Origin of the sequence: Salinicola corii (genome assembly GCF_008298015.1) — a bacterium.
Lineage (GTDB): Bacteria > Pseudomonadota > Gammaproteobacteria > Pseudomonadales > Halomonadaceae > Salinicola > Salinicola corii.
The window spans coordinates 98,301-125,046 of the sequence record NZ_VTPX01000009.1 but is presented as its reverse complement, the minus strand read 5'-3'; the positions used below and the strand labels follow the sequence as shown (position 1 = coordinate 125,046).

The following is a 26,746-nucleotide window of genomic DNA, read 5'->3' as shown; positions in this document are numbered from 1 at the left end:
AAGCAGGACCCGATGAGCGGATCATCGGGCCGGAAGGTTCAATCGTCCTCGATATCGTTGTGCAGGTCGACCACAGCATTGAGGCTCTCGCGCTGCTTGGCGGCATCGTTACGAGAAGCCTCCAGCGCGGCGAAATAGGCCTCGTCGACATCGCCAGTCACGTAACTGCCGTCGAAGACGGAACAATCGAAATCGTCCAGTGCCGGATTGACTTCGCGACAGGCGGACTTGAGGTCCTCCAGATCCTGATAGATCAGCTTGTCGGCGCCAATCAGTTCGCTCACCTCGGCATCGGTGCGACCATGGGCGACCAGTTCGGTGGCCACCGGCATATCGATGCCGTAGACGTTGGGATAGCGCACCGCCGGTGCGGCGGAAGCGAAGTAGACCTTGTTGGCGCCGGCGTCGCGCGCCATCTGGATGATCTGCTTGCAGGTCGTCCCACGCACGATGGAGTCATCCACCAGCAACACGTTCTTGCCCTCGAACTCGCTGGCGATGGCGTTGAGCTTCTGGCGAACCGATTTCTTGCGCTGGGTCTGGCCCGGCATGATGAACGTCCGCCCGATGTAGCGGTTCTTCATGAAGCCTTCACGAAAGGTCACCCCGATGTGCTGGGCCAATTCCAGCGCCGTGGTCCGGGAGGTATCCGGAATCGGAATCACCACATCGATATCGTGATCAGGCCACTCACGCTGGATGCGGTCGCCCAGCTTGCGGCCCATCTGCATCCGGGTGCCGTAGACGTAGGCACCGTCGAGCATGGAGTCGGGACGCGCCAGGTAGACGTGCTCGAAGATGCACGGCGTCAGCCGCGGCTTGTCGGCACACTGCTGCGTGTGGATGTTCTTGTCCATGTCGACGAAGATCGCCTCGCCCGGCGCCAGGTCGCGTACCAGTTCGAAGCCGGCGACGTCGAGCGCCACGGACTCGGAGGCGATCATCACCTCCTGTCCCTCGGCGGTCTGGCGCGTGCCGTAGACCACGGGACGGATGCCATGGGGGTCGCGGAATGCCACGAGACCGAAACCGTTGATGATGGCGACCGCCGCGTAACCGCCACTACAACGACGATGGACACGGCGCAACGCATCGAAGATGTCTTCCGGGGTGAGATACAGCCCCTGTTTGCCCAATTCGTGGGCAAACACGTTGAGCAACACCTCGGAATCGGAGCTGGTGTTGATGTGACGTAGGTCGGAGGAGAACAACTCCTGCTTGAGCTGTTCGGAGTTGGTCAGGTTACCGTTGTGGGCCAAGGTGATGCCGTAGGGAGAATTGACGTAGAACGGCTGGGACTCGGCCTCGCTCGCGGAGCCCGCGGTCGGGTAGCGCACATGGCCGATCCCCAGGTGGCCCTGCAGACGCTTCATGTGGCGCGTATGAAACACGTCGCGCACCAGCCCGTTGTTCTTGCGCAGCAGAAAGCGACCCTCATCCCAGGTCATCATGCCGGCGGCGTCCTGTCCGCGGTGCTGCAAAACCGTCAATGCGTCATAGATCAACTGATTGACCGCTTCATTGGCCATGAGGCCTACGATACCGCACATGCCGCCTTACCTCGCTTGGTCGCACCCATCTAGGGCGCCGGATTTTCGGTCGAATCGGGGATCGGAATCGTCACGCCCCGCTCGTCCTGCCTGTCTGAAGAACTGGATGAGGTGCTGCCACTGCCCGGCAGTGTCAGCGGTAACTTGCGCATGGCATCCTCCGCAGCCGTCGTATCGACGTCCCAGCCCTGCAGCTGGACCACCGCCCACTCGCGCAGGGATTCGAATGACGGTCTCAACTGCGCCTGCTGCCACGCCTGCAGCTGCGCCAGCGGCGTCAGCCCGATGACGACCGTGACGATCACCAGGATCGCCGCTCCCCGGGCCAGGCCGAAGGCCGCGCCGGCCAGGCGATTGAAGAAGCCCATGCCGACCCACTCGACCGCCGCATTGAGCAGCCGGATGATGAAGCCGCAGATCATCACCACCACGAAGATGATCAGCACGAAACCCAGTACCAGCCGTGCGTCGGGGTGGGAGATGTAGGGCGCCAGCAGATCGGCGATCGGTTTGGCGAATATCCGTGCCGCCAGCAACGCTACGATCCAGGCTCCGAGTCCCAGCGCCTCCCGCACCAGGCCACGCATGAAACCTGCCAGCATCGATATCGTCAACACCAGCAGGAAGGCATAGTCGAGCCAGGTCAATGTCATCAGCTACCCGGCTTGCGGATCAGCAGCCCCTGGATATTGGCGGCCTGCTTGAGCTCGGAACGCGCCTTCTCGCCTGCATCCGACGAAGAGAAAGGCCCCACGTAGACCGTGGTCAGATTGTTGTCCCGGGGCTGGGAGTATGCCGCGAAACCCTGTTCCTTGAGCTTGGCGGCCAAGCGTGTGGCATTGTCGGACTGACCAAAGCTGCCAACCTGGACCACCCAACCACCATCGCTGCTCGCGGGGGTACGCTCGGGCGTCGACGCCTGCTGGGGAGAAGACTGCCCGGTAGAGGCGGGTTTGGCCGGTTCCGGCTCGGGCTGACGGGACGCAGGCTGCGGCTGTTCGGACTGCGCGATATCGGCAATCGGATCATCATCGTCGTTGGCGGACGATCCGCCGCCGGCAGCGCCGTTCTGGCCAAACGAGTCGTCGCTGCCGGCACCCAACTGACTGCGAGTGTCCGGTTCCGGCACGGGAGTGTCGTCCGTATCGCCATTGCCGGCGCTGTTGCCATTATTGGAGGCGACCGACGTCGGCGACTGCGGTGACTCGATGATGCGTTGACGCGTCTCGCCCCCCTCGACCGGCTGTTCGATCACCATGACCGGCCCCGGCTCCTGCTGGCGCGGTTCGGGGTCGTCGAACAGCATCGGCAGAAAAATGGCCCCCAGCGCGACGAGAATGACCGCGCCACTGATACGTTCACGCCATCCATACTTCATAGGACCTGGACCTCCTTAGACATGCTTCGACAGCCGATCGATCATCCTGTGATCGAATTCACTACGCGTTGTCATTCATCCGGGCCTGAAGCGCCTCGAGCGCGCCGGCCACGGTCAGAAACGAACCGCATACTAACACTTCTTCACCGGGCACAAGACGTGGCACCAACCAGTCGACGGCCGCCGACGGCGAGGACGCCGCCGACAATGTCTTCCCGCCCTGCGAGGTAACGACCGTGGCAAGCTCCTCCCCGGAGCGGCCGCGAGGGCCCGGCAAGCCCACCGGCAGCCATACGTCGACGACCGGCGCCAGCGCCTCGATCAGCGCCTCGGCGTCCTTGTCCCTGAGCACGCCGAGCAATCCGATACGACGTGCCGGTCGCGGACGCCGGGCCAGCCGCGACCCCACGTAACGGGCCGCATGCGGGTTGTGCGCCACGTCGAAGCACCAGTTCCCCAGCCACTGCAGCCTGCCCGCCAACGCCACGGTCGACATCGCCAGGCGAGAGTCGGCCTCTCGTGGCGGCACACCGCACAGGCTCAGGGCCTGAAGGGCGACGGCGGCATTGTCCAGCGGCAACCCCGGGTCGGGCAAGCTATCGAGACGATAGCGACCATCCGCTTCCGGCCGCCCCTGCCAGGACCATTCACCATCGCCCGCTTCGGCGTGATCGAAATCGCGGCCAAGCCAGTAGGCGGCGACGCCAAGCAACTCGGCGCGACGTGAGACGCTGGCCGGCAACTGCCGGCTGCCGAACACCGCCGGACGCCCCTCGCGCAGGATGCCGGCTTTCTCGAAGCCGATACCCTCGAGATCGGTGCCGAGAAAATCCGCATGATCCCGGGCGATGGTGGTGATGATCGCCACATCGCAGTCGATCACGTTGACCGCATCCAGCCGGCCGCCCAGCCCCACCTCGAGAATGGCCAGTTGAGGGCGGACATCGGCGATCGCCACCAGCGCCGCCAGGGTGCCCGCTTCGAAGTAGGTCAGACTGACCGGATCGCCGGCCAGACGCGCCGTCTCGACGCGCTCGAACCCGTCGATCAGGATTTCGTCCTCTGCGGCCGCGCCGTCGAAGCAGAGCCGTTCGTTGTAGCGCAGAAGATGGGGAGAGGTATAACTGGCCGTCGTCGAGCCGTGGGCTCGGGCCAGCCGCTCCAGCATAGCCACCGTGGACCCCTTGCCGTTGGTACCGGCAACGGTCACCACACGGTGCGCGATCGGGCCCTGAGTCAGACCGAGCCGCTCGGCCACCACGGCCACCCGCTCGAGCCCCATGTCGATGGAGACCGGATGCTGGCGCTCGAGACGCGCCAGCCAGTCGTCGAGGGTGGCACTCATGGCTCGGCGATTCCTTAACGCGAGGCTCGGGAAGCGTCCGGCTCGTCCGGTAGTGGAGAGAAGTCCCCGACCTCGACGGAGGCATCGTCCGCCGACACCCCCACCACCGGCTGGTGGGTCAGCTTGCGCAGCACACTGCCCAACCGCTCACGCAGCTCCGGTCGCGACACGATCATGTCGACGGTGCCGTGCTCGAGCAGGAATTCGCTGCGCTGGAAGCCTTCCGGCAGGGTCTCGCGCACTGTCTGCTCGATGACGCGCGGGCCGGCAAAGCCGATCAGGGCGTTGGGTTCGGCCACGTTGAGATCGCCCAGCATCGCCAACGACGCCGACACGCCGCCGAAGACGGGGTCGGTGAGCACCGAGATGTAGGGCACGCCAGCCAGTTTGAGTTTCTCGAGCGCCGCCGATGTCTTGGCCATCTGCATCAGCGAGAACAGCGCTTCCTGCATGCGCGCACCGCCGGAGGCGGCAAAGCAGACCAGCGGAATCTCCTCCTCGAGCGCCAGCGTCGCCGCACGCACGAACTTCTCGCCGACGACCGCGCCCATGGAGCCACCCATGAACGAGAACTCGAACGCCACCGCCACCACCGGCAAGCCGTCGAGCGCCCCGCGCATGGCGATCAACGCGTCGTTCTCGTCGGTTGATTTCTGGGCCGATGCCAGCCGATCCTTGTACTTCTTGGAGTCGCGGAACTTGAGCCGGTCGCTCGGCTGGAGATCGCCCGCGATCTCCTCGCGCCCTTCCGCATCGAGGAACCAGTTGAGCCGCTTGCGAGCGGTCAGCCGCAGATGATGCTGGCACTTGGGGCAGACGTTCTGGTGCTTCTCCAGTTCGGGAAGGTAGAGCACCGATTCACAGTTCGGGCACTTGCGCCATAGGCCGTCCGGCACGCTAGCGCGGCGGTCATTGCGCTGGGTACGGCTCATCGACGGAACGATCTTGTCTAGCCAGCTCATGTCAGGAAAGCTTCCCTATTTGCCAAAACAGAAAGTGGTGAAAACAGCCGTTACGAGAAACGGAAATGCTGGATGATACCAAATCGGCGACCCTGCCTCAGCCGACCGCGTCACGGTCGAGCGCCTCCCGCATCTCGCCGAGAATCGACTTCAGCGCCGCGGGAATGGAAGTCGGATCGTCGGCACGCTCGGCGATACGGCCGACCAGGGCACTGCCGACGATGACGCCATCGGCAACTCGACCGATCGCCGCCGCCGCCTCGCCATCGCGGATGCCGAAACCGACACACAGCGGCAGCTCGGTCACACGCCGGAGCTTGCCCAACTGCTCGCCAACGGCATCGGCGTCGAGCGTTGCCGCCCCGGTCACGCCCTTGAGCGAAACGTAATAGAGGTAGCCCTCGCCGTACTTGCAGATCTCCTTGGCACGCGCTTCGGAGGTGGTCGGCGCCAGCAGGAAGATCGACTGCAGGCCATGCTCCGCGAACAGCGCGGCGTTGTCGCCGGCCTCCTCCGGAGGCATGTCAACCACCAGTACCCCATCGACCCCGGACGCCTGCGCCTGACGCGTGAAGACGTCGTATCCCATGCGCTCGATGGGGTTGAGATACCCCATCAACACTACGGGTGTTTCGGTGTCCCGCTGGCGAAATTCGGCCACCATCTCCAGCACGTGGCGTAGTTGGGTACCATGCACCAGCGCCCGCTCGCATGCCTTCTGGATTACCGGCCCGTCCGCCATCGGATCGGAGAATGGCACCCCGAGTTCGAGGACGTCGGCGCCGGCTTCCACGCAGGCATGCATGAAACCGACCGTGTATGCCGGCGCCGGATCGCCGGCGGTGATGTAGGGAATGAGCGCGGTCCGGCCCTGGGCCTTGAGCGCCGCGAAGCGCCGGTCGATGCGATTGGATACGGTTCGATTCATGTCGACCCCAGTCAAAATTCGATGCCGTCGAGCTTGGCGACGGTGTGGATATCCTTGTCACCGCGCCCGGAGAGATTGACGACGATATGCTGATCCGGAGACATCTCCCCCGCCAGCTTCTTGGCGTGAGCCAGGGCGTGGGCCGACTCCAGCGCCGGCATGATGCCCTCGACGAGCGTCAGCTCACGGAACGCCGCCAGCACTTCGTCGTCGTCCGCCGCCACGTAACGCACGCGGCCGACGTCTTTCCACAGCGCATGCTCGGGGCCGACGCCGGGATAATCCAGGCCGGCGGAGATCGACTGGGTGTCGGCAACCTGCCCGCCCTCGTCGGACATCAGGTAGGTCCGGTTGCCGTGGAGCACGCCACGCGGGGCATTGGCCGTCAGCGGCGCGGCGTGACGGCCGGTAGCGACGCCTTCGCCACCGGCCTCGACGCCATACATGGTGACCTCATCGTCCTCGACGAACGGGTAGAACAGGCCCATGGCGTTGGAGCCGCCGCCCACGCACGCCACCAGCGCGTCCGGCAGCCGCCCGATCTGCTCGAGCGACTGGCGACGCGCCTCGCGCCCGACGATGGCGCTGAAGTCGCGGACCAGCATCGGATAGGGATGCGGACCGGCCACCGTGCCGATGATGTAGAAAGTGTCGTCGACGTTGGTGACCCAGTCGCGCAGCGCTTCGTTCATCGCGTCCTTGAGCGTCCGCGAACCGGACTCCACCGGTACCACCTTGGCGCCCAACAGGTGCATGCGGTAGACATTGAGCTTCTGACGCTCGACGTCCTCGGCGCCCATGTAGATCTCGCACTTCAGACCCAGGCGCGCGGCGACCGTCGCAGTGGCGACGCCGTGTTGCCCGGCGCCGGTCTCCGCGATCACGCGAGGCTTGCCGGACTTCTTGGCCAGCAGCGCCTGTCCGATGGTGTTGTTTACCTTGTGCGCGCCGGTGTGGTTCAGATCCTCGCGCTTGAGCCAGATCTGCGCCCCGCCGATCTCCCGCGACCAGCGTTCGGCGTGATAGAGCGGGGATGGCCGACCGACATAGTGCGTCAGGTCGCGGTCGAACTCCGCCTGGAACTCGGGATCGTCCTTGAGACCGGCGTAGATGGTCTCGAGCTCCTCGAGGGCGAAACTCAAGGTCTCGGAAACGAAACGGCCGCCGTAAGGACCGAAGTGGCCGCGAGCGTCCGGCAGTTGCGTCAAGTCGTGGAATCGGCTCACGAAGGGACCCTCATCAGTTGGCGGTGGATGAATTGGTGGTGAACGACGACGCATCGGATGGCGTCGGGGACAGCGCGGCATTCGTCGCCTGCACCCGCTCGCAGAAGGCACGGATCCGCAGCGGATCCTTGATTCCCTTGCGCGACTCGACGCCACCGGACACATCGACAGCATAGGGTCGCACCCGCGTGATGGCATCGGCGACGTTGTCGGGTGTCAGGCCGCCGGCGAGAATCACGGGTTTCGCCAGCGAGTCGGGGATACGCCGCCAGTCGAAGGTTTCCCCCGTGCCGCCCGGAACCCCCGGGCGAAACGCATCGAGAAGCAGCGCGCCAGCCCCCGAATATGTCTCGGCCACCGCCTGAAGATCGATATCGTCGCGCATGCGTACCGCCTTGATCCAGGGCTTGTCGAAACGCGCGCAGAAATCGGCCGGCTCGTCGCCATGGAACTGTAGCAGGTCGAGATAGGGTAGACACGCTTCGACATCGGCCACGCTCGGGTCGACGAACAGGCCCACCCGGGTCAAGAACGGTGACACTGTGGCACTCAGCATCGCGAGTCCATCGGCATCGATGGCGCGCCCGCTGCCCGCCCACATCACGAAACCCAGCGCGTCAGCTCCGCAAGCGATGGCGACCCGAATATCCTCGGCTCGGGTCAGGCCGCATATCTTGATTCTGACGGGATTCATGGCGAGACCTCCAGGCCGGCCTGCGGATGCTGGTCGACCACCCGGCCCTGATCGTCGATCCATTTCGGCCATACCCGACGCCGGCGCATCAACGGCGTATCCGGAATCATATCCCGATCTCCGGTCCAGTCACCGAGAAACGCCATCAGGTTCGGCCCGACAGGTTCCTCGGGCAACGCGAAACGTTCGTCGAAGCGCACATCGACGAAATGCAGCCCACAGGCAGGCGCGGTTACGTTACCCAGTCTGCGATCCTTCAGCGCCAGCAGCTTGGCGGGATAGGCTTCATCCTCGTCTCCGCGCCCAACCGCCACCAGCACGCCGGCGATATTTCGGATCATGTGATGCAGGAAGGCGTTGGCCTGAACATCGATCATGACCAGCGGACCTAGACGGCGCACCTCGATGAAATGCAGGTGACGAACCGGCACCTTCGATTGACAGCCGGCAGCGCGATAGCTGGAGAAGTCATGTTCACCGACCAGGGCTTGAGCGGCACGATGCATGCGCTCGGCATCCAGCGGCTCCCGACACCACGTCACGTTGTTCCGTTCCATGACCGAGCGCGTCGGCTGGTTGAGAATGAGGTAACGATAGCGGCGGGCCAGCGCCGAGAAGCGGGCGTGGAAGTCGTCGGCCACCGGCACCAGCCAGCGCACCGCAATATCCCGCGGTAACTGCGCGTTGGCTCCAAACAACCAGGCTTTCTGGGTGCGCGCGACTGGCGCATCGAAATGAACGATCTGGCGCGTGGCGTGAACGCCACTGTCGGTGCGGCCGCTACAGAGCACTCGCACCGGGGCCGCGGCGATCTTGCTCAACGCGGCTTCGAGCGCTCCTTGCACCGATTGAGCGTGGCGCAAGCGTTGCCAGCCGCAGTAATGCGTGCCGTCGTACTCGACGCCAAGGGCCAAACGGCCCGTCAGCGGCTGGTTGTCGTCCTGCCGGGAGAAAAACGCCATCGCAACCTGTACAGCCGAAAGTCGTTAGGGGCGCCCATTATCCCGATGCGACAACCGGAATTCCACCTCCTCGACGTCCCAGCTGGCGGGAACTTCACGTCGAGGGCCAGAGGTCCCCTCGCCCCGGGGCCTCGACGCACCCCCAGCGATACCGGGATACCCCGACGTCCCGCTCGCCAGGACGGCCCTGCTACCGGTTTTCCCGTCGTCATCGACCGACGCCGAAGCCGCCGACTCCATGGCTCTGTCGCCGGGTTCCCATTCTTCCGTGACTTCCAGAGGCCCTTCCGTTGGCTTCAGCGAGTTTTCCATGGGTTCCGGAGAGAGTGCCGAGAAATCGACGACCGGCTGGGTCGTGGAGGATGAAAGCGCTGCCTCGGCCTGCTCGGTATCCAGCTCCAGCGTCGGCGCTTCGTAATCGATGCGGACAACGAGCGGTGACGTTTCCGACCCGTCGACAACCTCTGTCATTTCGTCGTCGAACAACACCGACATGGCGTCCTGTCTCTCGGCTTCGACATCCCCCTTCGTGGCCTGGCGGTGAATGGCATCGATGCCGAAACGAGGGCCCCTCTCACGAGATGGGGGCGTTTCGGAAGTCGCAACGCCGTCAGCCCTCCCCCAGGTCGAGGGCTCGGAGATGGCATGCCGTACCTGGGACTCGAACAACGCATCGACGTCCTCCACCTCCGCCTGCCACTCTCGGCCGCCATCCTGCTCGACGCCATCGCCCGTCGCTTCTTCCCAGCTCTCTTCCACGTGGCGGGCACGGTAGTCGTCAACCAGGGCCTGTCCTTCCTGCCGCTGTTCGGGCGTCGCATCCCCGCCAAAGCCGGATAGCGCCACTTCCAGAGCGTCCATATCCCGAAGATCCCCCAGCGCTCTAAGCAGGCCCAGCCGAAGTTGGGCGTCCTCCCGTTTCGCGAGGTGCTGACGCAACCAATCACGCGCCTCGGCATGGCGACCGTAGGCCATGTAGATGTCGGCCTGGCTGATCGAGACGGAACCGGCATCCCCGTCGCCAGCCGCCGCCCGCCGACGCGGGGATGCCTTCGCGGTCTGGCGTTTCGCCCGGGCCTCCTTTGCCTTGCCCGGAGAGGTCTCGTCGGCGCTCGGCAGCCCCTCGCCTCCAGCCTGACGCCGTCGTCGCTGGAGGCCCCACAGCGCCAGCAGCACGCCGCCGCCGATCCAGTCCAGGTGACCTACCAGAGCCCCTCCCGCCGAGGCCGGCGGGACCGATGCGCGGGCAACGCCCGGGGAAGACGCGGCCGGGGGCTCTGTCTTGGCATCGGAAGCCGTCGTGTCGGAGGCCACCGGCATCGCCACCAAAGCGGCCGCCGCCACCGCCGGATCGCTCACGACGGGGGCCTTCCCGGGAGAATTCTCCCCGACAGGCGGTTCTCCGGGAGGGGGGCCGTCATTCGTTGTCGGTGCTCCCGCCGGCTGGCCGTCAGCCGGCGTAGCAGCGGCAGCGAGCGCACCCCGTAGTTCGTCGCGCTCGGCTTTCAAGGCATCCATGGCCGTCCGTTGCCGTTCGGTTTCGGCAGTCAACTCGGCCAGACGATGCTCCAGCAGGGCGAGTTTCGGGGCTTCCGCCATCCCGGCCCGGCCGGAAGCCGGCCGCTGTCCCGCGATATCGATGAACGGGCGCGCTTCATCGGCCTGCCCCACGAGCGCCCGCAAGCGGGTAACGGCGTCGCCACGGGATAGCCCGGCAACGACGTCGAGCGCGGGTACGGTCAGATCGACCCCGGCGCGCAGTCGGCTGATATCGTCATCGATGAATGCCTCGGGGTTGGACTGAAAGAGGGTCACCATCAACGCCTGGCGACTGATACCGGCACGAGGCAGCAACGAGGCCGCGAGACTCGACAACGAGTCGCCCGGGTGGACGCGCAGATGCGCTGGCCAGGCGTATGGCGCACTTGTCGCTGTCCGCACCGGCATCGTCGCCTCCCGTGACGACGCCGAGACATCGCCACCCAGCAGTGGCGGCGAACTGGCGTAGTCGACAGGATCGAACAGTAGCGAAACGCCCCGCTGCCACTGGCCGTCCGGCCAGGTCACCACCAGCAACAGGTCAAGGAAAGGTTCCCGCACCCGACGCGGGCTGTCGAGTACCAGCGTCAATTCGCCGTCCCGGCGCACGACCTTGGCCGACACGGTGTCGGCCAATGCGCTGCGGGCCAGCCCCGCCTGACGATAGGCCTCGGCGTCAGCGACAGCCACCGAGATCCGCGATGCTGCCAGGCCGCCCGCATCGGTCAGGGGCAGTACCACATGCAGCGGGCGGTTGAGCGGGGATACCTGCTGCGGATCGCCGACGCCGAGCGCCTGGGCCGACGAAGCCAGTGCCAGACAGAGTCCGCCAGCCATCATTGTGAGCCATCGCCGCATGGTGCCCTCGCCAATGCCTTGGAGTGAATCTCGAGTCACTCATCGGCAACGGCGCATTGAACTTTAACATTCAGCAACACATCAGTTACCAAGACCGGATCGGCGGCAAGCCAACCCCGGGTCCGGCACCACCGCAAAAAGCCCCGCCGGCGTGAACCGACGGGGCTCGATAATGGTCTCGGTCGAGACGCTACCGTGACTGGCGCGGGCTCACGCCTGCTCGCGAAGAATCTTGAGCATGCGCTTGAGCGGCTCGGCGGCACCCCACAATAGCTGGTCGCCGACGCTGAACGCGGTCAGGTATTCCCCGCCCATGGCCAGTTTGCGCAGTCGGCCCACCGGTACTGTCAGCGTACCGCTGACGGCCGCCGGCGTCAGATGCTGCAACGTGGCGTCCTTGTCGTTGGGGACGACCTGGACCCAGTCGTTGTGCTTGGCCAGACGATCCTCGATCTCATCGATCGGCACGTCCTGCTTGAGCTTGATGGTGAAGGCCTGGCTGTGAGAGCGCATCGCGCCGATACGTACACAGAGGCCGTCGATGGGGATCGGGTTGTTGCCGGTGGCGAGAATCTTGTTGGTCTCGACGCCGCCCTTCCACTCCTCCTTGCTCTGGCCGCTGTCCATTGCCTTGTCGATCCACGGCAACAGGCTGCCGGCCAGCGGCGCGCCGAAGTTGTCGACCGGGAATTCGCTGCCGCGCATGGCGGCGGTGACATCGCGGTCGATGTCGAGAATCGCGCTCGATGGCGTGGCGAGATCGCGGGCCACGGCCGACTGCAGCGCGCCCATCTGCGACAGCAGTTCGCGCATGTGCTTGGCCCCGGAACCGGAGGCCGCCTGATAGGTCATGGAGGTCATCCATTCGACCAGGCCGGCCTCGAACAGACCGCCGAGGCCCATCAGCATCAGACTGACGGTACAGTTGCCACCGACGAAGGTCCTGGCGCCCTTGGCAAGCTGGGCATCGATCACGTGACGGTTGACCGGATCGAGCACGATGGTCGACTCCTCCGCCATGCGCAGGGTGCTGGCCGCATCGATCCAGTAGCCTTTCCAGCCCGCCTGGCGCAGCGGCTGATAGACCGCGCCGGTGTAATCCCCGCCCTGGCAGGTGACGATCACGTCCATCGCCTTGAGCGACTCGATGTCGTTGGCATCCTTCAACGCCGGCACGTCGACGCCGATGTCGGGACCGGCCTGGCCTGCCTGGGAGGTGGAAAAGAACACCGGCTCGAGCCCGGCGAAATCGTTGTCGTCCAGCATGCGCTGCATCAGCACGGAACCGACCATCCCGCGCCAGCCGACGAATCCGACTTTCAACATAGTTGGCGTACCCCGAAGCGTTTTTGAATGTCCTGAATCGACACGACGACCCGTTCGAGTCGTCGCATCCTGTCAATCTTGAAGGCGCATTATAGCGCATTGGTACAGGCCTGTTTGCGCCATACGCCGTGAGCCGCGTTGCTGCGTCGAACGCGCTCAGGCCTCGGCGAAGGCCGCCAGCACCGCATCGCCCATCTCGCTGGTGGAGACCTGACGGGTGCCCGGATAGGCGATGTCGGCGGTACGCAGGCCCTGATCCAGCACCTTGCCGACCGCCCGCTCGATACGAGCGGCGAGTTGGGGCTCGCCCAGCGAATAGCGCAGCATCATCGCCACCGACAGAATCGTCGCCAGCGGGTTGGCCAGCCCCTGGCCGGCGATATCCGGCGCGCTACCGTGACACGGCTCGTACATGCCCTGCTGGCGCTCGTTGAGCGACGCCGACGGCAGCATGCCGATGGAGCCGGTCAGCATGGCGGCGGCGTCGGAGAGAATGTCGCCGAACATGTTGCCGGTCACCACCACGTCGAACTGCTTGGGCGCCCGCACCAGCTGCATGGCAGCGTTGTCGACGTACATGTGCGTCAGCTCGACGTCGGGATATTCCGGCGCCAGTCGGTTCATCACCTCGCGCCACAGAATCGTGACTTCGAGCACGTTGGCCTTGTCCACCGAGCAGAGCTTCTTGCCGCGCTTCTGCGCCATCTCGAAGGCGACGCGACCGATGCGTTCGATCTCGGATTCGGCGTAGACGTAGGTGTTGAAACCGACCCGCTCGCCGTTGCGCTCCTCGATGCCACGAGGCTGACCGAAGTAGATGCCGCCGGTCAGCTCGCGCACGATCATGATGTCGAGCCCGGAAACCACTTCCGGCTTCAGCGTCGACGCCTCGGCCAGCTGCGGGTAGAGCAGCGCCGGACGCAGGTTGCCGAACAGGTTGAGGTTCTTGCGCAACCCCAGCAGTCCTTTCTCGGGGCGTTTGCTCAGATCCTCGAGCGTATCCCACTTCGGCCCACCCACGGCGCCGAGCAGGATCGCATCGGCCGCCTTGGCCTTGGCCAGCGTCGACTCGGGCAGCGGGTGCCCCTCGGCATCAAAACCGGCACCGCCAACCAGCGCCTCTTCCAGTTCGGCGTCCAGGCCGGCGTCGCGGCACGCATTCAGAATCTTGACCGCTTCTGCCGTGATTTCCGGGCCGATGCCGTCACCGGGGAGAACCAGAATCTTCTTGCTCATGCGTTTTCCTCAAGCGTGTTCCTTGATTTGTCACTTCGTGGCCCACAGCACCAGCATATCGGTACTGAACGCGCCGTCGTCGCTGATCTCGAAGGCGTCTCGCACCTCCTGACCGACCTGACTCTGCAGATGGCGAATCGCATCGCGCATCACGTCAGGCGTACGCATGCGTGCAATCCACGTGTCGAAATCCAGGCGCAGACGCTGGCGCGAGCTGGACGTCATCACGAGACCTGCTTCGCCGACCATCCGCGCCCATTCACTCGGGGCGTAGTCGCGTACATGACTGGTATCGCGCAGCATCTCGATGGTCTGCAGGAAACTGTCGAACAGCGGCTGCTCGGACGCCGCGACATCGATGAATGCCGCCAGACCACCCGGCTTCAAGACCCGTCTCGCTTCGCGCAGCGCCAACCCGACGTCGCGCCAGTGGTGGGCGGAAAAGCGACTGCATACGACATCGAAACTGTGATCGGCGAACGGCAGCGACTCGGCAACACCCTGCACCGTGCGGATATTGCCGAAACCGCGTTCGCCGCCGGCTTCGGCAACCACGCCGAGCATCCGCGGCGACAGATCATAGGCCACGACTTCCGCCGCCAGATCGGCAACCTGGAAGCTCACGTGACCGGCGCCACAGCCAAGATCCAGTACGCGGGGTGCGTCGAGCCGCCCAACACGCTCCCGCAACTGCACGAACTCGGCACCCTGAGCATGCACGCTACTGCTCAGATAGGCCGCCGCCTGCGCGCCGAACTGGCGCTCGACCACGGCGCTATGGTCGTTGTGCCGTTCCGCGTCAGACATCCCGGAACAGCCAGGGATTCGCCGGACGATGGCGACTTTCGAAGTCTCGAATGGCCCCGGACTGCTCGAGGGTCAGGCCGATATCGTCGAGCCCTTCCAGCAGGCAGTGTTTGCGGAAGGCATCGACCTCGAACGGGATCGTCTCGCCGCTCGGCGTGATCACCTGCTGTCCTGCGAGATCGATGTCCAGACGATAGCCCTCGTTGGCTTCGGTCTCCTGGAACAACCGGTCGACCGTCGTCTCGTCGAGGGCGATCAACAGGATCCCGTTCTTGAACGAGTTGTTGTAGAAGATGTCGGCGAAGCTCGGCGCGATCACCACGCGGAAACCGAAGTCGTCCAGCGCCCAGGGCGCGTGCTCGCGCGAGCTGCCGCAGCCGAAGTTACGCCTTGCCAGCAATACCTGCGCATCGCGATAACGCGACTGATTGAGCACGAAATCCGGATTGAGCGGCCGGCTGGACGCGTCCTGGCCCGGATAGCCCTCGTCGAGATAACGCAACTCGTCGAACAGGTTGGGGCCGAATCCGGTGCGCTTGATCGATTTCAAGAACTGCTTGGGGATGATCAGGTCGGTATCAACGTTGGCGCGATCGAGCGGCGCGACAAGACCCTGCAGACGTTCGAACTTCTTCATGCGCTCATCTCCCGTGCACTGTCCCGGTCATAGTCGTATTCGCGAACATCGACGAAATGCCCCTCGATGGCCGCCGCCGCCGCCATCGCCGGGCTCACCAGATGGGTGCGCCCACCATAGCCCTGGCGACCTTCGAAATTACGGTTGGACGTCGACGCGCAGCGCTCGCCAGCGCCCAACTTGTCGGCGTTCATCGCCAGGCACATAGAACAGCCCGGCTCGCGCCACTCGAAGCCCGCCTCGACAAAGATCCTGTCGAGTCCTTCCGCCTCAGCCAGCCGTTTCACCAGACCGGAGCCCGGCACCACCATGGCCAGCTGGATGTTGTCGGCGACCTTGCGGCCCTTGGCGACCTTGGCGGCCTCGCGCAGATCCTCGATCCGCGAGTTGGTGCAGGAGCCGATGAACACCTTGTCGAGCTGGATGTCGGTGATCTTCTGTCCGGCGGACAGCCCCATGTATTCGAGTGCCCGGGTCATGCCCTGGGTCACGGTCTCGTCGGCGGCGTCGTTCGGATCCGGCACGCTCGCCGAGACGTTGACGACCATCTCCGGACTGGTTCCCCAGGTCACCTGGGGTTCGATCTCGGCGGCGTCGAGCTCGACGACCTTGTCGAAATGCGCGCCGTCGTCGGAAACCAGATCGCGCCAGGCCTCAACAGCAGCCGGCCACTGGTCGGCCGCGGGGGCAAAGGGCCGTCCTTTCAGGTAATCGATGGTGTTGTCGTCCACCGCCACCAGGCCGACGCGGGCCCCGGCTTCGATCGCCATGTTGCAGATCGTCATGCGACCCTCCATGGAGAGATCGCGAATCGCGCTGCCGGCGAACTCGATGGCGTAACCGGTGCCGCCGGCGGTACCGATACGCCCGATGATCGCCAGCACGATATCCTTGGCGGTGACGCCGAGACCCAGCTTGCCCTCGACGCGCACCTGCATGTTCTTCATCTTCTGGGCGATCAGGCACTGGGTGGCGAGCACGTGCTCGACCTCGGAGGTGCCGATGCCGTGAGAGAGCGCCGCGAAGGCGCCGTGGGTGGCGGTGTGGGAATCGCCGCAGACCACCGTCATGCCCGGCAGCGTGGCGCCCTGCTCCGGCCCGACCACGTGGACGATGCCCTGGCGCTCGTCGTTGATCCGGAACTCCTCGATATCGAAGCTCTCGCAGTTGGCATCCAGGGTCTCTACCTGGATACGAGAGACGTCGTCGAGGATCCCGGCGTTGCCGGCGCTGCGCTCCTTGAGCGTGGTCGGCACGTTGTGATCCGGCGTCGCCAGGTTGGCGTCGCGACGCCAGGGTTTGCGGCCGGCCAGGCGTAGCCCCTCGAACGCCTGGGGCGAGGTGACCTCGTGCAGCAGGTGACGATCGATGTAGATCAGCGCCGACCCGTCGTCGCGCTGGGTCACCAAGTGCTGCGCCCACAGCTTGTCGTAGAGCGTCTGGCTTGCCATGTCTGTTCTCTCCTCCGTCACACTGTCTGAGGCAGCTTTTGTGACGTAACGCTTGCGAATCGAGACGTCATGTGACGCCGCGAATGATTGGTTAGCCAAGATACGGCGGTCGCATACATAAAATCAATTCATCTTGATTATGCTTTGGATTCCATAACAGAATGTATGAATTAATCTGCCGGAAATCGATGTCATGGACACCCAGAGCCTACAAGCCTTTATCGCGGTTGCCGACACAACCTCTTTCTCGCTGGCCGGCGAGCAGCTCCACCTCACCCAGCCGGCGATCAGCAAACGCATCGCCACGCTGGAACACCAGACCGGCGCCAAACTCTTCGATCGCATCAATCGTCGGGTCAGCCTGACCGAGGCCGGCCGGCTGTTGCTGCCACGTGCGCGCCAGATCCTGCAACTGGTAGAGGATAGTCGTCGCACCTTGAGCAATCTGAGTGGCAGCATCGAAGGCAGCCTGACGCTCGCCACCAGCCATCACGTCGGTCTGCATCGATTGCCGCCGGTTCTCAAGGCCTTCACGCAGCGCTACCCGGACGTCGACCTGGACCTGCGCTTTCTCGATTCCGAGCAGGCCTACCACGGCGTCGTGGCCGGCGAGATCGAACTGGCTGTCGTGACGCTGTCGCCTCGTCCCAATCCTCAGGTGGATTCGGTACCGGTGTGGATCGATCAGCTGCGCTTCGTCGCCGCGCCCGGACACCCGCTGACGACGCGCAGCGAGCTGCCGTTGTCGACGCTGGTGGACTACCCGGCAGTACTGCCGGGTCCGCTCACGTTCACGCGCGACATCGTGGTGGATTCGTTCAATCGGGCCGGTCTGGCAATCGATGTGGCGCTCTCCACCAACTACCTGGAGACGCTGAAGATGATGGCCGGCATCGGGCTGGGCTGGAGCGTGCTTCCGGAGAGCATGATCGACGAGGAGATCGCGGTACTGCCGGTGGCGCACCCGCCCATCGAGCGACGGCTCGGGTATCTGGTCCACCGGGAGCGCACGCTCTCCAACGCCGGGCGCGCGATGATCGCGGAACTGGAAGCCGCAAGGAAGGCAGGTTAGCGCCGAGGCGGCTTCTCAGATCTGGTCAAGGCGCGGTGTCTCGACCTGAACGTCGGCGTTCTGGGCGCGATGGCGCAGCAGATGGTCCATCAGCGTCAGCGCCATCATCGCTTCGGCAATAGGCGTGGCGCGGATACCGACACAGGGATCGTGACGCCCCTTGGTCACGACCTCCGCCGGCTCGCCGTGAACGTCGATCGAGCGCCCCGGCCGGGTAATGCTGGAAGTCGGCTTGAGCGCCAGATGCGCGACGATGGGCTGGCCGCTGGAGATGCCACCAAGCACGCCGCCGGCATGATTGGAGAGGAACCCCTGCGGCGTCATTTCATCGCGATGCTCGCTGCCACGTTGAGCCACGACACCGAAGCCGTCACCGATCTCGACCCCCTTCACCGCGTTGATGCTCATCAGCCCGTGTGCCAGCTCGGCGTCCAGACGATCGAAGACCGGCTCGCCCAGCCCCACCAGCACGCCCTCGGCGACGACCGTAATCCTGGCTCCCACCGAATCCTGGTCGCGGCGTAGCTGATCCATGTATGCCTCGAGTTCAGGCAACTTGTCCGGATCCGGGCAGAAGAACGGGTTGTCGTCCACGCCATCCCAGCTCTTGAAGTCGATCTCGATGGGACCGAGCTGGCTCATGTAACCGCGCACGCGGATCCCCTGCTGCGAGAGCCAGGCCTTGGCGATGGCGCCGGCGGCCACGCGCATCGCCGTCTCGCGGGCACTGGAGCGACCGCCGCCACGGTAGTCACGAATCCCGTACTTGTGGTGATAGGTGTAATCCGCGTGGGCCGGGCGAAACTGCTCGGCAATCTTGGAATAATCCTTGGAACGCTGATCGGTGTTCTCGATCATCAGTCCGATCGGCGTGCCGGTGGTCCTGCCCTCGAACACGCCGGACAGGATCTTGACCTGATCCGGCTCGCGGCGCTGGGTGGTATGGCGAGAAGAACCCGGTCGGCGGCGATCCAGGTCGCGCTGCAGATCCGCCTCGCTGAGCTCGAGCCCCGGCGGGCAGCCGTCGACGATGGCACCCAGTGCAGGGCCGTGACTCTCACCGAAAGTGGTGACGGTGAACAGTTTGCCGAAGGTGTTGCCGGACATGCGCGATCCTCAGGAAATGGACGAAAGATTCAGGTTCAGGCCGGGCGGGACGCGGCGAAGTGGTCCGCGTAGGCATCGAGATCCTCGGCACCGAGCGCGAACACCCCCTCGCCGCCGCGCTCGAACTCGAGCCACAGAAACGGCACTTCGGGAAACGCCGCCTCGAGATGGCGCTGGGAGTTGCCGACCTCGACGATCAGCATACCGCCATCGTTCAGATAGGTCCGCGCCTCGCGCAGAATACGCCGCACAATGTCCAGGCCGTCTCGCCCGGCGCCCAGCGCCAGGTCGGGTTCGTGGCGATACTCCGCCGGCATCGCCGCCAGATCGCGACTGTCGACGTAGGGCGGATTGCTGACGATCAGGTCGTAGCGCTGCCCGGCGACGCCCTCGAACAGGTCGGAGGCCACGGCGCGCACGCGCCGGCCGACGTCGTGACGCACGATATTGGCTTTTGCCACCTCCAGCGCCTCCGGGCTGATATCGACCAGGTCCACCTCGCAGGTCGGCAGGTGGAGCGCGGTGGCGATGCCCATACAGCCGGAGCCGGTGCAGAGATCGAGCACGCGCGCCGGCGGCATCTCCTCGAACCAGGCCGAAAAGCCCTGTTCGATCAGCTCCGCGGTCGGCGAGCGCGGAATCAGCACCCGCTCGTCGACCTCGAACGGGAAGCCGGCGAAGAACGCCTCGCCGAGCAGATACGGCAGCGGCCGGCGCGTCTCGATCCGACTTCGCACCAGCGCGACGATACGTCCGCGTTCGACGCCCAGCAAGCGCGAGTCGAGCACCGCCGGATCGACGTCCCAGGGCAGGTGCAGCGCCCCCAGCACCAGCGCCACCGCTTCGTCCCAGGCGCTGTCGGTGCCGTGCCCGAAATGGAGACGGTGGGCGTGGAATTCGCTGGTTGCCCAACGCAGGCAGTCACGCACGCTGAACAGATCGGCAACGATGACATCGTCGGCTAGCGTCAAGGTCGACTGCAGAGGGGGCATGGACGGGGCTCGCATCTGACTGAAAAACGGACGACGATTGTACCCGCAAGGGTGCCGGGTTCACAGCCGGGCTGATTCATCACCAACCGGTCCCCACAGACAAGCCACGAAGCGCGGAATCGTTTACCCTTTGCGCCGCGCGACGATTCCAGCCGGCACGATGGCGGCCAGCAGAGGTTCCACGGTCATGACTCCAGGCGACGACGACGATCACAACGCGTTCCGCGAGGCACTGAAAGCCGCCGGCGTCAGGCGGCTCAGCGTCAACCGGGCCGCCGTCGGCAAGCCACGTCGCAACGACATCAACGCCGACACCCGCCGCGAAGCCGCCGAACAGGCCCCGCCGGTCGTGCAGTCGCGGCTGTCCGACGGCGGCGTCGAGGCAGTCACGCCGCATCAGCGCCTGGCGTTCTCGATCCCGGACCTCCCGGCGAGAACCTTCGCGCAGCTCAAGCGTGGCCAGATCGGCTGGGAGGGCGGACTCGACCTGCATGGCTACACGCTCGACGAGGCCCGCCTGGAGCTCGAATCGTTCATCGACGATGCCATCGCCAACCGCACTCGCTGCGTGCTGGTAGTTCATGGCAAGGCGCGCGGCTATCGCGGCAGCGGCGCGGACTACCCGGTGCTCAAGAGCCACGTCAACGCCTGGCTCAAGAACTGGTCACGCGTGCTGGCATTCTGTTCGGCGAGCGACATCGACGGCGGCACCGGCGCGCTCTACGTCCTGCTGCGCACTCGCGCCGACTCGAAAAGCTAGTGTGGTGTCTCACAAATACCATCCCATAATATCGGTCCCTGGCGCCGCCATGCGGCGTTGCTCGTCGTTGCCATAGACCCCACTATGACGCCTCCTCGCGCCTTGCCTGGCAACGCCATGCATCCGATATTTCTTCGCGTTACTTGCGAGACACGACACTGGAAGATCACGTGGTGCGCCCCGAAGAGACTGGTTCACCGAGCGGGCCGGAGCACAAGGCGGCCGTGGCGCGTCTCCTTCAACCGTGCCGCTTGGGCGACGACAACGGTAGTGGCAGCCGCCCCTGGGGGTCGCTGCTACTGGAGGGATGGCGGCGGCCGTCGACCGGCTCGCCCGCCACCGTCGTGCGGTCGCGCTGGCGCTCATGGCGGTCCAGGGCCTGGGCGGTGAGATAGCGCCCCAGTTCGATCAGCGCCTCCGCCCGATGGAACTCGTAGGCACCGCACACGCTCTTGGGAACGTCGATCAGGATGTCGGGCGGATAGCCGGCGATCTTGTACTTGGCCAGCGCGGCCTGGGTGATATCGAACGAGGCCAGCATCATGTCCAGCTTGCTCCAGGCGCGCTCGGTCTGGCTCGACCAACTGACGTTCTCGGACGCCTCCTCCTCTTCGCTGAACGACGACACCATGCCCTGCACCCGCGTGCGCACGTTCTTCAGCCAGCCGCTGAAGCTCTTGCCCTCGGCCTCCCGCTCGATCTCGCGGGCGTGCTCCTGGGCCGCCTGATCGGGCGGCAGCAACTCCTCCAGCGTTACCGGCCGCGGCGTCTGGGCGGTGGCGTTGACCGCCAGCACCAGATCCGACTCCACCGACACCGTGGGGATGATCGGGAGCGGGTTCAGCAGCCCGCCGTCGACCAGCACGTGGCCGTTTTCCTGCACCGGAGTAATGATCCCCGGGACCGCGATCGAGGCGCGGATAGCCCGCAGCAGCGGCCCGCTCTGAAACCACACTTCGCGCTGCCGACCCAGGTCCGTCGCCACGGCGGTGAACGGCATCGGCAGATCCTCGATGCGGATGTCACCGACCAGCGATTCCAGCTTGGTCATCACCTTGCCGGCGCGCATCGCGCCCATGGCGCTCCAGGTGATGTCGACCAGCCGAAGCACGTCGAAATAGTCGAGTTGACAGACCCAGTCGCGATACGCATCGAGCTTGCCGGCAGCATAGATTCCGCCGATCAGGGCACCCATGGAGCAGCCGGAGATCGAAGCGATCTCGTAGCCTCGCGCCTCGAGCTCCTCGATCACGCCGATATGCGCGTAGCCCCGCGCACCGCCACTCCCCACCACCAACGAGACTCGAGGTTTCATGACACGCACTCCCCGACGGTCGATTGATGCCAGCGTACGATTTCGGCAGCCACCTGCGCCACTCTGATGCGCTCCAGATGCAGATGATGGCCGCCGGAGACGATCCGTCGCTCGAGCCTGTCGATCCGACGGCAGGCATCGCCGAGATGCGGCCGCCCCGCCAACACGCCGCCCGTGGCCTGCAACAGCAATACCGGCGCCCGGATCGCGGCCACCGTCTCCAGCATCTGGTCCGGCGTCCAGCGCAGCAGCGACGGCCAGGTCAGGCGCCGGTCGGTACGCCAGCGATAGCGCCCATCCTCCCCTCTAGCCAGGTTCCGCTCGACGATGGGCCGCGCGGTATCCGCATCGATCGGGGTGACCCCGCCACGAACCCGCGCCGCGACGGCGTCGTCCACGCTCGGGTAGTCGCCGGCACTGCCGCGTCGCCGCCCCCGTGCCCCCAGGGCCGCCTGCAGCTGTACCACCGTCTCGGCCGGTTCGTTGGTGGTCGAGGCGAGCCCGTCGATCAGCGCCAGCCGCTCCACTCGCGTCGGCATCGCCGCGGCGATCAGGCTGGCGACGCCCGCGCCCATCGAGTGACCGACCAGCGTCGCGGCGCGCAGGTTCAACCCGTCCAGCGCCTCGAGTACGTCGGGGACGTAGCCCCACAGCGGATAGTCGGCGCGTTCGCCGCGATGCGGCGAATGACCATGCCCCGGCAAGTCCAGCGCTACCAGGCGAATGCCCAGCTCGGCGACCAGCGCTGGCGCCAGCCGAGCGAAGGATGCGGCATTGTCGAGCCAGCCGTGCAGGGCCACCCAGGCCGGCGCGGCCTCGTCGCCCCAGCTCAATGCCGCCAGCCGCCCTTCTCCTAGTACCATCTCCGTTGGTCTCACGCGGTCTCTCCCAGCATCTCGTCGATGGCCCCGACGATGGCCTCGCGGGTGGCTTCCGGTTGTTCGAACGGGAACATGTGTCCCCCGGGTACGCAGCGAAGTCGAATGCCCAGCCGCTCGAGCGAGCGCCGGCGACCGGGCGTCAACAGGTCCGACGCCTCGCCGGCGATCACCGTCAGCGGCACCTCGAGCTTGCGCAGCACCGACGCCAGGTGATCCGGCAGGTGGCGAAACACCGCCGCTTCGGTTCGGGGCGCATAGCGCAGCCTGGTGGCACCACTGTCATCGTCGATCGTGGTCGCCCCGGTGACGTAGTCGCTCATGGCGGTCTCGGTGAAGCGCTGAAACAGCGAGCGGCGACGCAACGCCGCGGCCATGGCGTCGCGGCTGGGCCAGGTCTCGCGACGTTTCAGCGTCTTGCCAGCCGGTGTCACCCGATCGACAAACCCTGTCAGCTTGGCGGCCTTCAACATCCAGGCATCACGCCCGAGCAGCAACGGGGGGTCCAGTGCCACCACGGCCCGGAAGCGTTGCGGCTCCTTGGCCGCCGCCATGATCGACAACACCCCGCCCATGGAGTGGCCCACGGCCACGACCGGCGCTGCCAGCGGCGCGGTCGCAAAGAGATACTCTTCGCGAAGCGCCAGCCAGTTGCGTCCGACCGGATAGCGGGGGTCGTGGGCCAGACGATCCAGCGGGTGCAGTTCGAAACGGCCCGCCAACGGCGACAGCAACGTCCGGTAACTGGCGCCGGTGAAGCCGTTGGCGTGGGCGAAGACCAGTGGATAAGGCAGCATCGACATCCGAATTCCCTTAGACTGTTCCCTTAGACTATCGGCTATACATTTTTACCGCTTCACCTTGCCGACGCTATCGTCGACACGCTCGTCGAACGCGCGTTCGAAGCGTCTGCCAAAAAGGATTGTACTGTGTCTCGCAAAGGATCCCATCGCGATACTCGCCTGCGTAACCGATTATTCTGGGCCCTGCTGATCGCAGCGCTGATCGTCGGCTTCTGGCTGGTACGCGGCGGAGAGTGACCGATGGGGCTGCTGGCCGCCTTTACCCATACGCTGGAGATCACGCTCCCCGTCTTCCTGATGGTCTTCCTGGGCCTTGGTCTCAAGCGCATCGGCTGGATCGACGCCCACTTCATCACCACGGCCTCGATGCTGGTGTTCAAGGTCACCATGCCGGCACTGCTGTTCCTCAGCATCGTCAAGGCCGACCTGAGCCGTGCACTGCAACCGGAGCTGATCGGCTACTTCATCGGCTACACCATCATCAGCTTCTTTCTCGCCTGGGCCTGGGCGATCTGGCGACACCCGCGGATAGAGCGCGGCATCTTCACCCAGGGCGCGTTCCGGGCCAACAACGGCATCGTCGGTCTCGCCCTGGCGGCCGGCCAGTACGGAGACTACGGCCTCTCCATCGGCGGCGTGCTGGCCGGTGCCGTCATCGTCATCTATAACGTTTTCTCGGTCTTTATCCTGTCGTTCTATAGCGACGACGTAGACACCGATTTTCGCAGCCTGATCAAGAACCTGGCCCGAAACCCGCTCATTCTGAGCGTGGTGTTCGCGATCCCAGTGGCACTGGCGAACCTCGAGCTGCCCGGTTGGGTCATGACCTCGGGCGGCTATCTTGCCGGCATGTCGTTGCCGCTGGGTCTGATCTGTATCGGCGGCACGCTCTCCATTACCGCCTTCAAGCGCAGCGGCGCCATCGCCCTCGATGCCAGCCTATGGAAGCTGGTGTGGGTCCCCTTGTTCGGCGTTCTGGGCGCCCTCGCCGTAGGCATCCAGGGCCCGGCGCTGGGGATCATCTTTCTCTACCTGGGCTGCCCGGGCGCGGCGGCCAGTTTCGTCATGGCCAAGGCGTTCAAGAGCAACGACAAACTGGCCGCCAATATCATCGTCATCACCACTTTCGCCTCCATGTTCACCCTGAGCCTGGGGCTGTTCCTGTTGAAATGGCTGGGGTTGATATGACACGGGCGACTATCACGACAGGATGAACGCCGGACAAAAAAAGGCCGCTCGCGAGAGCGGCCTTCGATCATCATGTCATCACTATGGCGCCGGTTGCGGCACGGGACTGGCTTACCGAGATCAGCTTTCGCGCTCGCCGTCGAGCAGACGACGCAGCTTCAGCGGATTGCTCTCGCGCACGGCTTCCGGCAACAGTGCATCCGGCAAGTCCTGATAGCAGACCGGGCGCAGGAAGCGGAGGATCGCAGCGGTGCCGACGGACGTCGAACGTGCGTCGGAGGTGGCCGGGAACGGGCCGCCGTGAACCATGGCATGGCACACTTCGACCCCGGTCGGCCAGCCGTTGGCCATGATCCGACCGGCCTTGCGTTCCAGGATCGGCAACAGCGTCCTGGCGGCTTCGAGATCGCCATCGTCCATCTGCAGGGTCGCCGTCAGTTGGCCTTCCAGCGCCTCGGCCACGCGCTTGACCTCGGCGGCGTCACGGCACGCGACGATCAGCGACGAGGCCCCGAAGATCTCGGCCTGGAGCGATTCGTCGGCAATCACATCCTCGCCAGCGGCCACGAACAGTCCGCTCTGGCACTGATTGGGGCCGTCGCCCTGCTGCCCCCGCGCGACTTCTCTCACCTTGGCATTCGCGGCCAGCGCACTGACACCGTGGTCGTAGGCATCGTGGATGCCCGGCGTCAGCATCGTCTGGGCGGCGCTGGCCTCGACGGCCTGCGCGGCGGCGTCGACGAACGCATCGAGATCCGGGCTCTCGATCGCGATCACCAGCCCCGGATTGGTGCAGAACTGCCCGGCCCCCATGTTGAGGGACCCCACGAACGCCTCGCCCAGCGCCTTGCCACGCGCCTTGAGCGCCGCCGGCATCAGGAAAACCGGGTTGATGCTGCTCATCTCGGCATAGAAGGGAATCGGCTCCGGACGGCGCTGGGCGATATCCAGCAGCGCCAGCCCGCCCTTGCGTGACCCCGTGAAGCCGCCGGCCTTGATCCGCGGATCGGCGACCAGCGCCTGGCCGACCTCGAAGCTGGAGTCGTGCAGCATCGAGAAGACCCCCTCCGGCAGCCCGCACTGCTTGACGGCCGCTTGCACCGCTCGCCCGACCAGTTCGCAGGTGCCGGGATGCGCCGGATGCGCCTTGACCACCACGGGACAGCCCGCGGCCAGCGCCGACGCGGTATCCCCGCCGGCAACGGAAAACGCCAGCGGAAAGTTGCTGGCACCGAAGACCGCCACCGGCCCCAGGGCGATGTGGCGCTGACGCAGATCGACGCGCGGCATCGGCTGACGATCCGGCAAGGCTGGGTCGACCCGTACGCCCAGCCATTCACCGGCCCGAACGGTTTTGGCGAACAGCCGGAGCTGCCCGCAGGTGCGCCCCCGCTCGCCTTGGATTCGCCCCTGCGGCAGGCCGGATTCGGCCACCGCACGTTCGATCAGGGCATCGCCGATCGCTTCGATCTCGTCGGCAATCGTCTCAAGAAAGCTAGCGCGTGCCTCGAGCGAGGATTCACGGTAGGTATCGAAGGCCGACCCGGCGAGCTCGCAGGCCCGCGAAACGTCCTCCGCCGTTCCCCCGTTGAACTCAGTCGGCAGCCGCTCTCCAGTCGCCGGATTGATCGCCACGATTGGATCGCGACTCCCTTTGACGGCCTGCTGCCCGATCAATAATTCGCCAGTCAGATTCACGTTACCTCCTGGATAGCGCTTGAATGTCCGGACG

The 26,746-nt window shown here is 65.3% G+C and carries 24 protein-coding genes; 3 read left to right on the top strand and 21 right to left on the bottom strand.

Features of this window, described 5'->3' with window-relative positions; genetic code table 11:
* Positions 1-38: 38 nt before the first annotated feature.
* From purF to leuC, 15 genes are all read right to left on the bottom strand, one after another.
* Positions 39-1,550 carry an amidophosphoribosyltransferase gene (gene purF, locus F0A16_RS15640; protein WP_149436338.1) on the bottom strand — a complete coding sequence of 504 codons (1,512 nt, stop codon included), beginning with the start codon at positions 1,548-1,550 and terminating at the stop codon, positions 39-41.
* 29 nt (positions 1,551-1,579) lie between these two features.
* Positions 1,580-2,203, bottom strand: a complete 624-nt coding sequence (locus F0A16_RS15635) for a CvpA family protein (RefSeq protein ID WP_149436337.1) — start codon at positions 2,201-2,203, stop codon at positions 1,580-1,582.
* A complete protein-coding gene (locus tag F0A16_RS15630; RefSeq protein ID WP_149436336.1) occupies positions 2,203-2,928 on the bottom strand; it encodes an SPOR domain-containing protein in 726 nt (241 codons plus the stop codon). Before F0A16_RS15630 ends, F0A16_RS15635 begins: the two co-directional genes overlap by 1 nt.
* 61 nt (positions 2,929-2,989) lie before the next feature.
* Positions 2,990-4,273 carry a bifunctional folylpolyglutamate synthase/dihydrofolate synthase gene (locus F0A16_RS15625; protein ID WP_149436335.1) on the bottom strand — a complete coding sequence of 428 codons (1,284 nt, stop codon included), beginning with the start codon at positions 4,271-4,273 and terminating at the stop codon, positions 2,990-2,992.
* A 14-nt stretch (positions 4,274-4,287) separates the two neighbouring features.
* On the bottom strand, positions 4,288-5,235 hold the full coding sequence (gene accD, locus F0A16_RS15620; protein ID WP_239023858.1) for an acetyl-CoA carboxylase, carboxyltransferase subunit beta: 948 nt from the start codon (positions 5,233-5,235) through the stop codon (positions 4,288-4,290).
* A gap of 97 nt (positions 5,236-5,332) precedes the next feature.
* Positions 5,333-6,163, bottom strand: a complete 831-nt coding sequence (trpA, locus tag F0A16_RS15615) for a tryptophan synthase subunit alpha (protein WP_149436334.1) — start codon at positions 6,161-6,163, stop codon at positions 5,333-5,335.
* Between the two features lie 11 nt (positions 6,164-6,174).
* Positions 6,175-7,443 (bottom strand): tryptophan synthase subunit beta, encoded by a 1,269-nt coding sequence (gene trpB, locus F0A16_RS15610; RefSeq protein ID WP_149436333.1) that lies wholly within the window; start codon positions 7,441-7,443, stop codon positions 6,175-6,177.
* Positions 7,403-8,083, bottom strand: a complete 681-nt coding sequence (locus F0A16_RS15605) for a phosphoribosylanthranilate isomerase (RefSeq protein ID WP_149436332.1) — start codon at positions 8,081-8,083, stop codon at positions 7,403-7,405. The genes trpB and F0A16_RS15605 overlap by 41 nt, the downstream gene beginning before the upstream one ends.
* Positions 8,080-9,045 (bottom strand): tRNA pseudouridine(38-40) synthase TruA, encoded by a 966-nt coding sequence (truA, locus tag F0A16_RS15600; RefSeq protein ID WP_149436331.1) that lies wholly within the window; start codon positions 9,043-9,045, stop codon positions 8,080-8,082. Before truA ends, F0A16_RS15605 begins: the two co-directional genes overlap by 4 nt.
* A gap of 24 nt (positions 9,046-9,069) precedes the next feature.
* Complete coding sequence (locus F0A16_RS15595; RefSeq protein WP_149436330.1) at positions 9,070-11,442, bottom strand: type IV pilus assembly protein FimV; 2,373 nt, start codon at positions 11,440-11,442, stop codon at positions 9,070-9,072.
* 210 nt (positions 11,443-11,652) lie between these two features.
* Positions 11,653-12,768, bottom strand: coding sequence for an aspartate-semialdehyde dehydrogenase (asd, locus tag F0A16_RS15590; RefSeq protein WP_149436329.1), 1,116 nt, complete (start codon positions 12,766-12,768; stop codon positions 11,653-11,655).
* A 156-nt stretch (positions 12,769-12,924) separates the two neighbouring features.
* Positions 12,925-14,004: a 3-isopropylmalate dehydrogenase gene (gene leuB, locus F0A16_RS15585; RefSeq protein WP_149436328.1), complete on the bottom strand. Its 1,080-nt coding sequence runs from the start codon at positions 14,002-14,004 to the stop codon at positions 12,925-12,927.
* Positions 14,005-14,034: 30 nt separating this feature from the next.
* The gene (locus F0A16_RS15580) at positions 14,035-14,811 is read right to left on the bottom strand and encodes a class I SAM-dependent methyltransferase (RefSeq protein WP_149436327.1); all 777 of its coding nucleotides are present in this window, start codon (positions 14,809-14,811) and stop codon (positions 14,035-14,037) included.
* Positions 14,804-15,448 carry a 3-isopropylmalate dehydratase small subunit gene (gene leuD, locus F0A16_RS15575; protein ID WP_149436326.1) on the bottom strand — a complete coding sequence of 215 codons (645 nt, stop codon included), beginning with the start codon at positions 15,446-15,448 and terminating at the stop codon, positions 14,804-14,806. The genes F0A16_RS15580 and leuD overlap by 8 nt, the downstream gene beginning before the upstream one ends.
* Entirely contained in the window at positions 15,445-16,899 is a 1,455-nt protein-coding gene (leuC, locus tag F0A16_RS15570) for a 3-isopropylmalate dehydratase large subunit (protein WP_149436325.1), read from the bottom strand. The genes leuD and leuC overlap by 4 nt, the downstream gene beginning before the upstream one ends.
* A gap of 193 nt (positions 16,900-17,092) precedes the next feature.
* Here leuC and F0A16_RS15565 point away from each other — a divergent pair, with 193 nt between their 5' ends.
* The gene (locus F0A16_RS15565) at positions 17,093-17,971 is read left to right on the top strand and encodes a LysR family transcriptional regulator (protein ID WP_149436324.1); all 879 of its coding nucleotides are present in this window, start codon (positions 17,093-17,095) and stop codon (positions 17,969-17,971) included.
* Between the two features lie 15 nt (positions 17,972-17,986).
* Here F0A16_RS15565 and aroC read toward each other — a convergent pair whose 3' ends face one another.
* Together aroC and prmB are read right to left on the bottom strand one after the other, a co-directional pair.
* Positions 17,987-19,078 (bottom strand): chorismate synthase, encoded by a 1,092-nt coding sequence (aroC, locus tag F0A16_RS15560; RefSeq protein WP_149436323.1) that lies wholly within the window; start codon positions 19,076-19,078, stop codon positions 17,987-17,989.
* A 35-nt stretch (positions 19,079-19,113) separates the two neighbouring features.
* On the bottom strand, positions 19,114-20,070 hold the full coding sequence (gene prmB, locus F0A16_RS15555; protein ID WP_239023857.1) for a 50S ribosomal protein L3 N(5)-glutamine methyltransferase: 957 nt from the start codon (positions 20,068-20,070) through the stop codon (positions 19,114-19,116).
* Positions 20,071-20,257: 187 nt separating this feature from the next.
* On the opposite strand from prmB, the gene F0A16_RS15550 reads away from it, so the two are divergent.
* Entirely contained in the window at positions 20,258-20,830 is a 573-nt protein-coding gene (locus F0A16_RS15550; RefSeq protein WP_149436321.1) for a Smr/MutS family protein, read from the top strand.
* A 238-nt stretch (positions 20,831-21,068) separates the two neighbouring features.
* Here the strand turns inward: F0A16_RS15550 and F0A16_RS15545 are convergent, their stop codons facing one another.
* From F0A16_RS15545 to F0A16_RS15535, 3 genes are read right to left on the bottom strand one after another with little or no spacing between them, the layout of a single operon-like run.
* Complete coding sequence (locus F0A16_RS15545) at positions 21,069-22,145, bottom strand: patatin-like phospholipase family protein (RefSeq protein ID WP_149436320.1); 1,077 nt, start codon at positions 22,143-22,145, stop codon at positions 21,069-21,071.
* Entirely contained in the window at positions 22,142-23,023 is an 882-nt protein-coding gene (locus F0A16_RS15540) for an alpha/beta fold hydrolase (protein WP_239023856.1), read from the bottom strand. Before F0A16_RS15540 ends, F0A16_RS15545 begins: the two co-directional genes overlap by 4 nt.
* Positions 23,020-23,826 (bottom strand): alpha/beta fold hydrolase, encoded by an 807-nt coding sequence (locus F0A16_RS15535; RefSeq protein ID WP_149436319.1) that lies wholly within the window; start codon positions 23,824-23,826, stop codon positions 23,020-23,022. The genes F0A16_RS15540 and F0A16_RS15535 overlap by 4 nt, the downstream gene beginning before the upstream one ends.
* A 240-nt stretch (positions 23,827-24,066) precedes the next feature.
* On the opposite strand from F0A16_RS15535, the gene F0A16_RS15530 reads away from it, so the two are divergent.
* Positions 24,067-25,014: an AEC family transporter gene (locus tag F0A16_RS15530; protein ID WP_149436318.1), complete on the top strand. Its 948-nt coding sequence runs from the start codon at positions 24,067-24,069 to the stop codon at positions 25,012-25,014.
* 120 nt (positions 25,015-25,134) lie between these two features.
* On the opposite strand, the gene F0A16_RS15525 is transcribed toward F0A16_RS15530, so the two are convergent.
* Positions 25,135-26,712: an aldehyde dehydrogenase (NADP(+)) gene (locus F0A16_RS15525; RefSeq protein ID WP_149436317.1), complete on the bottom strand. Its 1,578-nt coding sequence runs from the start codon at positions 26,710-26,712 to the stop codon at positions 25,135-25,137.
* Positions 26,713-26,746: the final 34 nt, after the last annotated feature.